The sequence below is a fragment of the Streptomyces sp. NBC_01477 genome, from assembly GCF_036227245.1.
In the GTDB taxonomy this organism is placed as follows: Bacteria; Actinomycetota; Actinomycetes; order Streptomycetales; family Streptomycetaceae; genus Actinacidiphila.
Map to the genome: position 1 here is coordinate 7,050,403 of NZ_CP109445.1, position 12,405 is coordinate 7,062,807.

At 75.5% G+C, this 12,405-nt stretch carries 11 protein-coding genes; 8 read left to right on the plus strand and 3 right to left on the minus strand.

What is annotated here, in order from left to right; genetic code table 11:
- Positions 1–32: 32 nt before the first annotated feature.
- Positions 33–476 carry a cell division protein SepF gene (locus OHA86_RS29990; protein ID WP_329180246.1) on the minus strand — a complete coding sequence of 148 codons (444 nt, stop codon included), beginning with the start codon at positions 474–476 and terminating at the stop codon, positions 33–35.
- 370 nt (positions 477–846) lie between these two features.
- Here OHA86_RS29990 and OHA86_RS29995 point away from each other — a divergent pair, with 370 nt between their 5' ends.
- From OHA86_RS29995 to OHA86_RS30015, 5 genes are all read left to right on the plus strand, one after another.
- Positions 847–2,181 carry a DUF5685 family protein gene (locus OHA86_RS29995; protein ID WP_329180248.1) on the plus strand — a complete coding sequence of 445 codons (1,335 nt, stop codon included), beginning with the start codon at positions 847–849 and terminating at the stop codon, positions 2,179–2,181.
- A 393-nt stretch (positions 2,182–2,574) separates the two neighbouring features.
- Positions 2,575–3,594: an LLM class flavin-dependent oxidoreductase gene (locus tag OHA86_RS30000; RefSeq protein ID WP_329180250.1), complete on the plus strand. Its 1,020-nt coding sequence runs from the start codon at positions 2,575–2,577 to the stop codon at positions 3,592–3,594.
- A complete protein-coding gene (locus OHA86_RS30005) occupies positions 3,591–4,364 on the plus strand; it encodes an LLM class flavin-dependent oxidoreductase (protein ID WP_329182698.1) in 774 nt (257 codons plus the stop codon). The genes OHA86_RS30000 and OHA86_RS30005 overlap by 4 nt, the downstream gene beginning before the upstream one ends.
- A gap of 272 nt (positions 4,365–4,636) precedes the next feature.
- Entirely contained in the window at positions 4,637–5,671 is a 1,035-nt protein-coding gene (locus OHA86_RS30010) for a S1 family peptidase (protein ID WP_329180252.1), read from the plus strand.
- A gap of 233 nt (positions 5,672–5,904) precedes the next feature.
- Positions 5,905–6,900, plus strand: a complete 996-nt coding sequence (locus OHA86_RS30015; protein WP_329180253.1) for a helix-turn-helix transcriptional regulator — start codon at positions 5,905–5,907, stop codon at positions 6,898–6,900.
- On the opposite strand, the gene OHA86_RS30020 is transcribed toward OHA86_RS30015, so the two are convergent.
- Positions 6,881–7,342, minus strand: coding sequence for a PPOX class F420-dependent oxidoreductase (locus OHA86_RS30020; protein WP_329180255.1), 462 nt, complete (start codon positions 7,340–7,342; stop codon positions 6,881–6,883). The genes OHA86_RS30015 and OHA86_RS30020 overlap by 20 nt on opposite strands.
- On the minus strand, positions 7,339–8,007 hold the full coding sequence (locus OHA86_RS30025; RefSeq protein WP_329180257.1) for an ArsR/SmtB family transcription factor: 669 nt from the start codon (positions 8,005–8,007) through the stop codon (positions 7,339–7,341). Before OHA86_RS30025 ends, OHA86_RS30020 begins: the two co-directional genes overlap by 4 nt.
- A gap of 74 nt (positions 8,008–8,081) precedes the next feature.
- On the opposite strand from OHA86_RS30025, the gene OHA86_RS30030 reads away from it, so the two are divergent.
- From OHA86_RS30030 to OHA86_RS30040, 3 genes are all read left to right on the plus strand, one after another.
- Positions 8,082–9,476 (plus strand): MFS transporter, encoded by a 1,395-nt coding sequence (locus OHA86_RS30030; RefSeq protein ID WP_329180259.1) that lies wholly within the window; start codon positions 8,082–8,084, stop codon positions 9,474–9,476.
- A gap of 102 nt (positions 9,477–9,578) precedes the next feature.
- A complete protein-coding gene (locus OHA86_RS30035; RefSeq protein ID WP_329180260.1) occupies positions 9,579–10,244 on the plus strand; it encodes a hypothetical protein in 666 nt (221 codons plus the stop codon).
- A complete protein-coding gene (locus OHA86_RS30040; protein WP_329180262.1) occupies positions 10,237–12,387 on the plus strand; it encodes a Y-family DNA polymerase in 2,151 nt (716 codons plus the stop codon). The genes OHA86_RS30035 and OHA86_RS30040 overlap by 8 nt, the downstream gene beginning before the upstream one ends.
- The last annotated feature ends 18 nt before the right edge of the window (positions 12,388–12,405 follow it).

Here is a 12,405-nt window from a genome sequence, read left to right on the forward strand (position 1 = left end):
GGACGCGGCACGCGGTCCGGTGAGAGCCCTGCTCAGTTCTGGTTGAAGAAGCCGTCGCCGCCGCGGCGGTCGTCGGCGTTGAGCACGGAGTAGTCGGCGGGGGTCAGCAGGAAGACCCGGGTGGCGACCCGCTCGATGGAACCGCGCAGACCGAAGGTGAGGCCGGCGGCGAAGTCGACCACGCGCTTGGCGTCGGCCGATTCCATACCGGTGAGGTTGACGATCACCGGCACGCCCTCGCGGAAGAGTTCGCCGATGCCGCGTGCGTCCCGGAAGCCGTCCGGGGTGACCGTGGCGATCCGCCGGCCCTGCTCGTGCGCGGATTCGCTGGCGACCCGCACCCGCGGATCGGTCACCCACGTGTCGGCACGCTGGGAGCCCTCGCCGTAGTCGGCGTACTCCTCGTCGTAGTAACCCTCGCCACCATTGTCGTCGACGAGGCCCAGCCAGGCACTCGCCCGTCGAACCGATCCCATGGACGCCTCCTCTCTCACACGCGGTCAGTACCGTCCGCAAGTCCTATCGTCGTCCATGATGCGGATGATGCGCCAAGCGGATAGCCGCCACTCAGCCGAGTTGTGACGGTACTGGCACACACGATAGTGGCGTACCGTCAGGCCGCCTGAGGTGTAGGGAAGGTGACGATCCGATGGGAACGCATTTCACGTCCGGGTGACGAACAGGGCCGTACGGCCCTGCGCAGGCCGTCTGCCCCGGTCGTGCAGGTATCTATCATGCATTCCCGGACGATGATCCGACAGGCGATAACATGACCGGCTGTCGCAGGATCGAGTTTGGGTGTGACTTGCGGGAATTGCGGGGCACACGGGTCACCGGGGGGAATGCATGTTCGGCATCATCAGGCCGTGCCGCCATCGAATGTCGGAGGGAATGGCCGCATCCTGGCTCGCGCATCTGTGCGGGCTGTGCCTGGCGCTGCGGGACGGGCACGGGCAGGCCGCGAGAATCGCGACGAATTACGACGGCCTGATCATCTCGGTCCTCGTCGAGGCGCAGACGGCCGCGGGCGCGGATCTGCGCAGGACCGCGGGACCCTGCCCGCTGCGCGGCATGCGGACCGCGCCGGTCGCCACCGGCGAGGGCGCGCGGCTGGCCGCGGCGGTGTCGCTGGTGCTGGCGTCGGCGAAGATGCGCGACCACGTCGAGGACCGGGACGGCGCCTACGGGCGGCGGCCGGTCGCCGCCGCGGCCCGCGGTGTGGCCCGCCGCTGGGACCGGGCGGGCGCCGCGACCGGCGAAGGCCTCGGCTTCGACACCGCGGTGCTGGCCGACGCGGTCGGCCGGCAGGCCGCGATCGAGGCGGCCACCGGTCCCGGCACCCCGCTGCTGACCGTCACGGAGCCGACCGAGACCGCCACCGCGGCGGCCTTCGGGCACACCGCGGTCCTCGCCGGGCGGCCCGCCAACAAGGCGCCGCTGGAGGAGGCGGGACGGCTGTTCGGCCGGCTCGCCCATCTGCTGGACGCGGTCGAGGACCTGGCCGCCGACACCCGCTCGGGCGCCTGGAACCCGCTCACCGCGACCGGCACCGACCTCGCCGAGGCCCGCCGGCTGTGCGACGACGCCCTGCACGGTGTACGGCTCGCCCTGCGCGACACCGACATCGCGGGCTCGGTGGCGGGGCGGCTGGCCCATGTGCTGCTGGTGCACGAGCTGGGCCGCTCGGTGGACCGGGCCTTCGGCGTCGGCACCTGCTCGCACGGGCCGCAGGCACCGGCGGGCGCGCCCGGGGCGGACGGCACAGCGCTGCCGGGCATACCGGTGGCGGACGGCACGCTCGCGGCGGGCATAGCAGCGGCGGGCGCGCCGGTGGCGGACCCGTCGGTCCGGGGCAGCGGCAATCCCTTCGGCGGGAACCCGTACGCTCCCGGCGCTCCCGGGCAGAGCCCGTACGCTCCCGGTGGTCCCGGTTTCCCCGGCGGCTTCCCGCCGCCCGAGCCGCCGCGGCGCCGCCGCGGACTGCTCGCCGGCTGCCTGGTCTACACCGGCCTGTGCTGCACCTGCCAGTTGTGCTGCGCCGAGCACGAGGACCCGTGGCGCGGGCAGCGCAGGGAGCCGTGGTGCAGCAGTTGCGACGACTGCGGTGATTGCTGCGACTGCTGCAGTTGCTGTGATGGATGCGACGGTTGCGATTGCTGCGACTGCGGGTGCGACTGCTGAACCGGCTGTTCGAGCCGAGGGCGCTACGGGGATGTCACACCGTGCGGGGAGCCCGAGGGAGGGGCGGGGATGTGCGAAGCATGCGTGTGTGAAGGCCGGACGATCCGTCGAGGCGGGTCAGCGGCCGCAACACGACGCCGACCACACCCGACCGAAGTCGATGTGGTCGCGGGTGACGAGCCGGCAGCTTCGCATACGCACAGTGCAGCAGCCGTCGCCGCGATCCGTCAACGCGGCGAGACGCGCTGTCCACAGGCTGGACACGCTTGACAGCGGGCGACAGCGGCGGCTTAGCCTTCGGAGAAGCCCCTGGTGGGTCAGCCGCGTTGAGGGACGCGGCGGCTGTGTGAAGGCACCACCCGTGCCTCTTCCGCGTGTCGACGGAGCCTTCGCATGTCTGCCCACTCGTATCCCTCCGCCCCCCTTTCTCCCCCTCCCGCCGCACCGCGCCCCCGCGGCCGCACCCTGCATCTGGCCGCCGCGATCGGCGGCGGGCCGCCGGCGCGCGGGGCGTCCTACCGGGACCTGGCCCGGCTCGCCGAGGGCGGCGGCCTCGACTTCGTGACGCTGGAGCTGCACCCGTATGGCGGCGCCGGGCTGCTGGACGCGCTCGAACTGCTCGCCGCAGTGGCGCCCGCGACCGACCGGATCGGCGTGGTGCCCGCCGTGCCCGCGGCCGGCGCCGAGCCCGGCGACGTCGCCGCGGCCGTCGCCACCCTGGACTGGGTCAGCCGCGGCCGGGCCGGGTGGACGCTCGCGGTGCCCGCGCCACCGCCGGGGCCGCCCGGCCGCGGACGGCGGCCCGACCTGCCGGAGGCGGTGTGGCGGGCGGCCGGCGACACCGCGAGCGCCGTCACCCGGATATGGCGCGGGGCCGGCCTCGGGCCGCCGCTGTCCGCGCCGGTCACCGTGCTCGACGCCACCGAACCCGCCGCCCGCGCTGTCGCCGCCCGGCACGCCGACATCGCCTTCGTGCGCGCGGCCCGGCCCGAGGGCGCCGGGCTGATCAGGGCCGACATCCACCGGCTCGCCGCGGAGGCGGGCCGCGACCCGGACCGGCTGCTGGTGCTCGCCGAACTGGCGGTGGACCTCGGCGGCGGCGAGGTCGGCCCCGAGCCCGGCGCCGAGATCGCGCTGACACCCGACGCGTCCGGCGGGGTGCTCTTCAGGGGCGGCCCGGTGGACCTGGCCGAGCTGATCGCGGACTGGCAGCGGCAGGGCGCGGTCGACGGCTTCCACGTCCGCCCGGTCGAACTGCCGCGCGACCTGGAGCGCTTCGTCAACGGCACCGCCGCCCTGCTCCAGCACCGCGGGCTCTTCCGCTCCTTCCACCCGGGGGCGACGCTGCGCGAACACCTCGGCCTGCACCGCCCGGCGCGCCCTTCCGCCGTGCGCGGCGGGGTGCTGTCGTGACCGTCCGCCGGGCGCCCGCCGCGGCCGTACGGCAGCTGCACCTCGCCGTGGAGCTGCCCGCGGCCGGCGAAGGGCCCGGACCGCGGCCGGACTTCGCCGGCTGGGCCGCGCTCGCCAGGGCCGCCGAGCGCGGCCTGTTCGACTTCCTGCTGCTCGCCCCCGCCGGGCCCGCCGCGTACGACGGTGTGGCCGCGGGGGAGGACCGGCCCGACGGCCGCGGGCCCGAACCGGTCACCGTGCTGCACGCGCTGGCCGCGGTCACCACCGCGATCGGCCTGGCCGTGGCCGTCCCGGCGCCGGTCACCGGCCGCGAACCGTACGACCTGGCCCGCAGGATCGCCGTGCTGGACCGGCTCAGCGGCGGGCGCGCGGGCGGGCCGCCGGGCCGGTTCGGCGAGCCCGCGGGTCCGCAGGGGCGGCCGGTGGCGGTGGACTTCGGCGGTACGGCGGAGGTGCTGCTCACCGGGTGCCCGTCCGGCGGGCGGCGCGGCGGCAGGCGGGCGCGGGTGCTGTCCCGCTTCGACCTGACCGCGGACGCCGCCGCCTCCGCCCCGGCCGCGCGCGAACTCGCCGACCACCTGCACGCGCGGGTGCAGAGCGCCGCGACGGACGGCTTCGTCCTGCGCCCCGACCCGGCCGCCGCGGGCCACGGCCTGGACGCCTTCGTCGACCGGGTGGTGCCGCTGCTCCAGCAGCACGGTTCGCTGCGGACCGCGTACACGGGGACGACGCTGCGGGAGCATCTGGGGCTGCCGCGACCGGTGGGCTAGCCGGCCTGTCGGGGGAGGCGGCCGGTCCGTCCGCGGAGGTGGTCGGCGGCGCGGATCGGACCCGGCGTCACCCGCTCCCGGGGCCGGCGTGGGTGGGGCCGCCGGTGCGGGTGTGTTTCCGGCAGGTTGCCGGTGCGACTGCCCTCTTGTGTGTTTCCTGTGGGGCCTGAATACTCCCATGAGTGCCCGTCAGGCTGACAGTGCGTTCGTTTATCGGTGCGCGCCTGACAGTACACCGACAAATTCCCCCTCCACCCCCACAGGAGGAACGAGTGAAGTCCACCCGACGCATACAACTCCTCGCCGTCACCACCGGCTTGCTCGCCGCGACCGCTTTCGCCCTTCCGTCCGCCATCGCAGCCCCTGGCGCCGGCACCGTGAAGGCGACCCCGGAAGCGGCGGCATCGCTCGCCGCCCACCTCGGTGCCGACCGCACCGCGGGCACGTACTACGACAGCGCGTCCAAGACCACCGTCGTCAACGTCACCAGCCAGGCCGCGGCCGACGCGGTCAAGGCCGCGGGCGCCACGCCCCGGCTGGTCACCCACAGCGCCGCCCAGCTCGCCAAGGCGGGTGACACCACCCAGGCCGCCGACATCGCGGGCACCGCCTGGGCGGTCGACCCGCGCAGCAACACCCTGGAGATCAACGTCGACAGCCGGGTGACCGCCGCCCAGCTGGCCGCGCTCACCAAGTCCACCGCGGCCTACGGCGACGCCGTCCGCATCTCCCGGGTCTCCGGCACGTTCAGCAAGCTGCTGTCCGGCGGCGACGCGGTCCTCACCGACAGCTGGCGCTGCTCGGTGGGCTTCAACGTCCGCAGCGGCAGCACCTACTACTTCCTGACGGCGGGCCACTGCACCCAGGGCCTTCCCGCCTACTACACCAGCGCCGGCGCGTACATCGGCCCGACCGTGGGCAGCAGCTTCCCCGGCAACGACTACGGCATCGTCCGCTACGACAGCACCGTCGCCCATGACGGCACCGTCGGCAGCCAGGACATCACCAGCGCCGCGAACGCCTTCGTCGGCGAGGCCGTCAAGCGCCGCGGCTCCACCACGGGCATCCACAGCGGCAGCGTCCAGGCCCTCAACGCGACCGTGAACTACGGCGCCGACGGGGTCGTCTCCGGTCTGATCAAGACCAACGTCTGCGCCGAGCCCGGCGACAGCGGCGGCTCCCTCTACGACGGTGCCAAGGCCATCGGCCTGACGTCGGGCGGCAGCGGCAACTGCACCTCCGGCGGTACGACCTACTTCCAGCCGGTCACCGAAGCACTCAGCGCGTACGGGGTCAGCGTCTACTGACGTATCCGCTTCTCCCGTCCGCCCGCGCCCCCGCCGTGCCCCGCACGGCGGGGGCGTCGCGTTCACCGGGTCCTTGCCGGCCCTTGCCACGGGGCGCCGCGGTCCGGCTCCTTGCGGCCGGCGGCCGTGGTCCGGCTCCTCGTCGCCGGCCGGTGCGGTCCGGGTCCTTGCCGCCGGGAACCGGCGGTTCCTTGCGGTCAGTGGCTGTCCGCGACCGCTGGCACACTGGCGGGATGCTGGAAACCTCCGCACGGCTGCTGCGCCTGCTGTCGCTGCTCCAGTCCCGCCGCGACTGGACGGGACCCGAACTGGCGGAACGGCTCAACGTCACCGCGCGCACGGTTCGCCGCGACGTCGAACGCCTGCGGGCGCTCGGCTACCCGGTGCACGCCGCCCCCGGCACGGCCGGCGGCTACCGGCTGGGCGCGGGCGCCGCGCTGCCGCCGCTGCTGCTCGACGACGAGGAGGCGGTGGCCGTCGCCCTGTGCCTGCGCACCGGCGCGGGCGGCACCGTCGAGGGCGTCGAGGAGACCTCGGTCCGCGCCCTGGCCAAGCTCGAGCAGGTGCTGCCGTCCCGGCTGCGGCACCGCGTCCAGTCGATGCAGGCGATCACCGTGCAGCCGCGCCGCGGGGGCGGCCCGACCGTCGGCCAGCAGGTGCTCACCGTGCTCGGCGCCGCCTGCCGGGACCGCGAACGCCTGCGCTTCGACTACCTCGACCACGGCGGCGCCGCCAGCCGCCGTACCGTCGAGCCGTACCGCCTCGTGCACCACGGCCGCCGCTGGTATCTGCTCGCCTACGACGTCGACCGGGCCGACTGGCGTACCTTCCGGGCCGACCGGATCGAGCCGAAGTCACCCACAGGGCCGCGCTTCACCCCGCGCGAACTGCCCGAGGACGCGGCGGCCTACGTCGCCAAGGGCGTCACCTCGCGGGCCTACCGCTACCAGGCGGTGATCGTCCTGCACACCTCCGCCGACTCCCTCGCCCAGTACAACTGGTCCGGCTTCGGCACCATCACGGCACGGGACGACCTCAGCTGCGAACTGCGCACCGGTTTCGAGTCGCTGGACGCGCTCGCGATGTACGTCGGCATGCTCGGCGTGCACTTCGAGATCAAGGAACCGCCCGAGTTCGCCGACCACCTGCGGGCGGTGGCCGCCCGGCTGTCCCGAGCGGCCGACGCCGCGGAGCCCCCGCGGGCCGGGGTCAGTCCAGCGGGCCGCTGACCGCGCCCTGCGCCCCCGCCCCGTACGCCCGGCCCGCGCGCAGGCTGATCACCAGCCGCCGGTCGGCGACCATCGCGGCGCGGTATTCGTCCCAGTCCGGGTGCTCGCCCGCGATCGCCCGGTAGACGTCGATCAGCTGCTCGACGGTCGCGTCCTGCGGCTGCGCGGCCACCGGGGTCAGCTCGGCGTCGCCCTCGGCGACCAGGTAGGTGCGCATGTCGGGCGTGCCGACGTAGAAGCTGGCCCGCGGGTCCCGGCGCAGGTTGCGGGTCTTGGCGCGGTCGTCGGTCGCCGAGATGCGGATGGTCCGGGTGGCGTCGTCGTAGGTGAAGGCCACATTGGACAGCTGCGGTCTGCCGTCCCTTTTCAGGGTGACGAGCACTCCGGTGCGCTGCTCGCGCAGCAGGTCGAGCAGCGCGTCGGTGGCGGGGTCCTGGCTCATGGTCGCTCCTCGGTGATGTCCGGTCCTGGAGTGTCCTGCGGTCCTGCGGTCTCCGGCTCGGCGGTCTGCGGTCCTGCGGTCTGCGGTCCTGCGGCGTCCGGGGCGGCGGTGTCCGGCTCGGTGGTCTCCGGGGCGGCGGTGTCCAGGCCGTCGGCGGTGTCCGGTTCCGCCAGGGGGAACACCATCACCGTCGCGCCGATTCCGACCGTGCCCGGGGCGTGCGGCGCCTGGGCGGCATCGTGCAACTCGCCGAAGAGCGCGGCCAGCCGGTGCCTGAAGTCCGTCCAGACCTCCGGCGCCACCCACAGCTCCGCGTCCGAGGTCACCCCCTCGGCGCCGGGTGCGCGGCGGCCCGCCCGCTCCCGCAGATTGTGGGCCATCGCCTCGGCGATCAGCCGGACCCCCTCGTGGCGCTGGTCCGACAGCGGGGAGCCGTGCACCGCCCGGTAGCGGCGCTCCCGGCCGCCGCGGTTGGCCCGCACCTCGGCCAGCTCCACCAGGCCGACCGCGTCGAGGCGGCGCAGATGCTGGCTGGCGAGCGCGTGCGAGATGTCCAGCTCCCGGGACAGTTCCGCGGCGGACAGCGGGACGTTCCAGACCAGGGACACGATGCGCAGCCGCACCGGGTGGGCGAGGGCGCGCAACAGGGGATCGGTGGCGGTCATAAGCCCATTACACCGCTCCCGGGCATCGGATGCGGGGATTGTCCAGCTGACCCCCAAGTAATAGGTTGGGAGTCATGACGGTGCGGAAGGTGCTGCGGGACCGCGGCGCGGCGACATATCTGGGCGGCATCCTGGTCTCCGGGTTCGGGGACTCGGCGATGCTGCTGGTCGCCGGTATCTGGGTGAAGACGCTGACCGGATCGAGCAGTCTGGCCGCCGCGGTGACCTTCTGCGTCTGGGCGCCCACCCTGGTGGGGCCGCTGCTGGGCACCGCGGCCGACCGGGTACGCCGCCGGCGGCTGCTGATCGGGGTCAACGCCGCCCTCGCGCTGCTGCTCCCGGCGCTGCTCGCGGTCCGTTCCGGGCGGGACGTCTGGCTGCTCCTGCTGGTCCTCACCGCGGTCGGCGCCGGCTCGGTGCTCTGCGACGCCGCCGAGGCGGGGCTGGTCGTCAGCGCCGTCCCCGCCGCCCTGCGCGGCGACTTCAACGGGTTGCGGATGACCGTCACCGAGGCCATGAAACTGCTCGCCCCGCTGGCCGGCGCGGGCCTCTTCCTGCGCTGGGGCGGCGGCGCCGTCGCCCTGCTCGACGCGGCCACCTTCGTGCTGGCCGCCCTCGCCTTCACCGCGCTGCGGATCCGTGAGGAGCCGCCGGGCCCGAGGACCGGCGGCTGGCGCGAGCAGACCGCGCAGGGCGTGCGCGCCCTGCGCGGCGATCCCCTGCTGGTGCGCCTGGTGGGCGCGGGCGCCGCCGCCATGCTGCTGTCCGGGATCAGCAGCGCCGCGATCTACGAGCTGGTCGACGCCGGCCTGCACCGCCCGCCCGCCTTCGTCGGCGTGCTCTACGCGGTGCAGGGCGCGGGTTCCGCCGTCGCGGGGACCATGGCGGGCGCCGTCATGCGCCGGCTGCCGGAACGTGCCTTCGCCGCCGTGGGCCTGCTGCTCTTCACCGCCGGCGCCGCCGTACGCGCGGTGCCGTCACTGCCGGTCGTGCTCGCCGGGACCCTGGCGATCGGCGTCGGGCTGCCCTGGGTGATCGTCGCGGCCTTCACCGCCGTGCAGCAGCACACCGAGCCCGCACTGGTCGGCCGGGTGGCCGCCGCCGCGGGCACGGTGGTCTTCGCGCCCACCGCGGTGGCCGCGGCGCTCGGCGCGGGCCTGGTCGCGCTGGTCGACTACCGGCTGCAACTCGCCGGGGTGGGGGTGGGCGGGGTGATGGCGGCCTGGCTCCTGCTGCTGCGGCGCCCGCGGGGTTTGGGGGTGGCGGGGGTCGGGGTGGGATCCGGGGCGGAGCCGGTGTCCGGGTCCGGGCCGGGGGCCGAGCTGGGGGCGGTGTCCGGGTCGGGGCCGGGGGCCGGGTCGGGGCCGGGGCCGGGGGCCGCTCCCGGGGCTCGTACGGCGGGCGACCGGACTCCTCGTACGGGCGGCGACCGGGACCGTACGGCCGAGGACCGGGGCCGTACCGGCTGACGTCCGCCGGTGGCCGAATCAACTGCGGCCGGGGGTAAGGGGGTTGGAAAACCCCTGGTCACAGAGTTGCGAGAATCGTTCGAATGTTCGATTCTTGGCCTGATGTCGATCCTCCCCGTGGCCGGTGCACCGGCGCAGCCAGACACCGCGAGAGCCCTCCCGGTGCTGCCCGTGCTGCGGTCGCTGCTGCCCGGGGGCACCCTGCGGGCCGGTTCCTCGGTGGCGGTGGAGGACGCGGATCTGCCGCTGCTGCTGGCCCTGGGCGCGGGCGCGGCCCGGAACGGCACCTGGGCCGCGCTCGGCCTGCCCCAGCTCGGGGCGCTGGCCGCCGCGGACGCCGGCCTCGACCTGGAGTACGGCCTGTGGGTGGACCGCCCGGGCGGCGACTGGCCGCAGGTGCTGGCGGTGCTGATGGAGGCCGTTCCCGTCGTCCTGGTCGGTCCGCTGGGCCGCCCGGGGGAGCGCACCGCCCGCAGGATCGCCGGGCTCCAGCGCCGGATGGGGGCGGTGCTGCTGGTCGCGGGTCCCTGGAGCGGCGCTCAGGTGCGGCTGCGGGTCACCGAGGCGGCCTGGGAGGGCGTGGGCGCCGGGCACGGTCTGCTGCGCGGTCGCCGGGTCCGGGTCCGCTCGGCCGGCCGCGGTGCCGCGGCGGCCGGGCGTTCCGCCGTTCTCTGGCTGCCGGGCCCCGACGGTACGGCGACCGCCGTGGACGTACGGCGGGACGATGCGCCGGGCCGCCCCGCGCTGCTGGGTGCCGTCGGTGCGTGACGGTACGCCCCGCGCGGCCCGGCGGTCCGGCGGTCCTGACCGGGTCATGGTGGTGTGGAGCCCGGACTGGCCGGTGACCGTCACCGGGCTGGCAGGTCCGGTCGCGGTGCTGGCCGGGGGCCGGGTACTGGCCTGTTCCGCCGCGGCCAGGGCGGCCGGAGTACGGCGGCGGATGCCGGTCCGCCAGGCGCAGGCCCGCTGCCCCGGGCTGGTGCTGATGGACAGGGACCAGGCGGCGGAGACCCGGGCGTTCGAGAGGGTGGCCCGGCTGCTGGAGGCGGTGACCCCCCGGCTGGAGGTGGTCAGGCCGGGCCTGGCCGCACTGCCCGCGGCCGGCCCCGCCCGTTACGCGGGCGGCGAGCAGCCGCTGGCCGACCGGATCCGTACGCTCGCCGCACAGTCCGGCCTCCTGGTACGGGTCGGGGCCGCCGACTCCCTCTTCGCCGCCGCGCTGGCCGCCCGCGCCGGACGGCTGGTGCCCGTCGGCCGTACCGCCGACTTCCTGGCCCCGTACCCGGTCGGGACGCTGGGGCTGCCGGTGCTGGCCGAACTGCTGCCCCGGCTGGGCATCGAGACCCTGGGCGGCTTCGCCGCGCTGCCGGTACGCCAGGTGCTGGCCCGTTTCGGCGCCGCGGGCGCGGCGGCGCAGCGTACCGCGCGAGGCCTTGAGCTGCGCGGGCTCGACACCCGGGTGCCCTCGCGCTCCTACGCGGTCGAGGCGTTGCTCGACCCGCCCGCCGACCTGCTGGAACCGCTGATCTTCACGGCGCGCAAACTCGCCGACGACCTGCACAGGACGCTGGCCGCGGCGGGGGCGGTGTGCGGCCAGGTGGAGGTCACCGCCACCCTGGCCGACGGCCGCGAACTGACCCGCCTGTGGTCCCACGGCGGACGCCTCTCCGCCCTGGCCCTGGCCGAACGAGTCCGCTGGCAACTCGACGCCTGGCACCACGTCGGCGCCCTGTCCCCGGAAGCGCCGCCGCCCCACCGCAAAGCCACGGAGGCCCCCGCCCCCGAACCGGAGAACCGGCCCGCCCCCCGGCCCGCCGACCAGATCGCCGACCAACGAATCACCGGCGACGGGGAGCCCAGGTACGGGGACCCCGGACACGGTACGCACGGACGCGACGACCCCCGGGGCAGCAGACCCGGGCGTGGCGAACCCGGGAACGGGAACCCCGGCGGCCGGGGACCTGGAGGCGGGGAGCCCGGAGGCATCGACCCCGGACGCGGAAATCCCGGGGTCGGGGGGCCTGGACGCGACGACCCCCGGGGCAGCGGACCCGGGCGTGGCGAACCCGGGAACGGGAAGTCCGGGCGTAGGGGACCCGGAGACAGCGAACTCGGGCGTCGGGAGCCCTGGCGCGGCGAACGCGAGCGTGAGAAGCCCGGAGGCATCGGCCCCGGACGTGGGGAGGCCGGGCTCGGTGCGCGCAGGCGCGGTGAGCCCGGGGCCGCGGAAACCCGGGGACGGGAGCCCGGGCGTGGCGAACCCGGACGCGGGGGACCCCAAGCCAGCGAACCCCAAGCCAGCGGACCCGGGGACGGCGGACCCGGGGACGGCGAACCCGGGATTGCGGGGAACGGCGTCAGCCGGTTGGCACTGACGCCCCATCACCTCAGCGTGGCCACCGGGGAGCAGGGCGGGCTGTGGGACGAGCGGCACCGCGACGAGCTCGAACATGCCGCGGCCCGGCTACAGGTCCGCCTCGGTCATGCCGCGGTCACCCGTGCCCGGGTCGTCGGGGGGCGGGGGCCCGCCGAACGGGTCCAGCGGGTGCCGTTCGGCGATGTCACCGTGCCGTCCCGTACGGTCGCAGGCCCCTGGCCGGGACAGCTGCCCGCACCGCATCCGGCGCTCGTCTACCCGCAGATGCCGCCCGCCCGGCTGCTCGACGCCACCGGGCAGGACGTGGCGGTCGACGCCCGTTCGCGGCTCTCCGCCCCGCCCGCGCACCTGCGGATACGTGGCGAGCGCTCGGCCGCGGTGGCCGGCTGGTCGGGGCCGTGGACCCTGGACGAGTCCTGGTGGAACCCGGCCGAGGCGATGCGGGCCGCCCGGCTGCTGGCCACCGCCGCCGACGGCCGCGCCTGGCTGCTGCGGCTGGAGCAGGGCCACTGGTGGGCGGAGGCCAGCTATTGAACCGGTCCGGCGGACAGG

Bases quoted from the DNA above. Each gene is read 5' to 3' on its own strand.
- OHA86_RS30015 (WP_329180253.1), top strand. From the start codon at position 5,905: ATGCTGGAAACCTCCGCACGGCTGCTGCGCCTGCTGTCGCTGCTCCAG.
- OHA86_RS30035 (WP_329180260.1), top strand. From the start codon at position 9,579: ATGTCGATCCTCCCCGTGGCCGGTGCACCGGCGCAGCCAGACACCGCG.
- OHA86_RS30020 (WP_329180255.1), bottom strand. From the start codon at position 7,342: ATGAGCCAGGACCCCGCCACCGACGCGCTGCTCGACCTGCTGCGCGAG.
- OHA86_RS30000 (WP_329180250.1), top strand. From the start codon at position 2,575: ATGTCTGCCCACTCGTATCCCTCCGCCCCCCTTTCTCCCCCTCCCGCC.
- OHA86_RS29990 (WP_329180246.1), bottom strand. From the start codon at position 476: ATGGGATCGGTTCGACGGGCGAGTGCCTGGCTGGGCCTCGTCGACGAC.
- OHA86_RS30030 (WP_329180259.1), top strand. From the start codon at position 8,082: ATGACGGTGCGGAAGGTGCTGCGGGACCGCGGCGCGGCGACATATCTG.
- OHA86_RS30025 (WP_329180257.1), bottom strand. From the start codon at position 8,007: ATGACCGCCACCGATCCCCTGTTGCGCGCCCTCGCCCACCCGGTGCGG.
- OHA86_RS29995 (WP_329180248.1), top strand. From the start codon at position 847: ATGTTCGGCATCATCAGGCCGTGCCGCCATCGAATGTCGGAGGGAATG.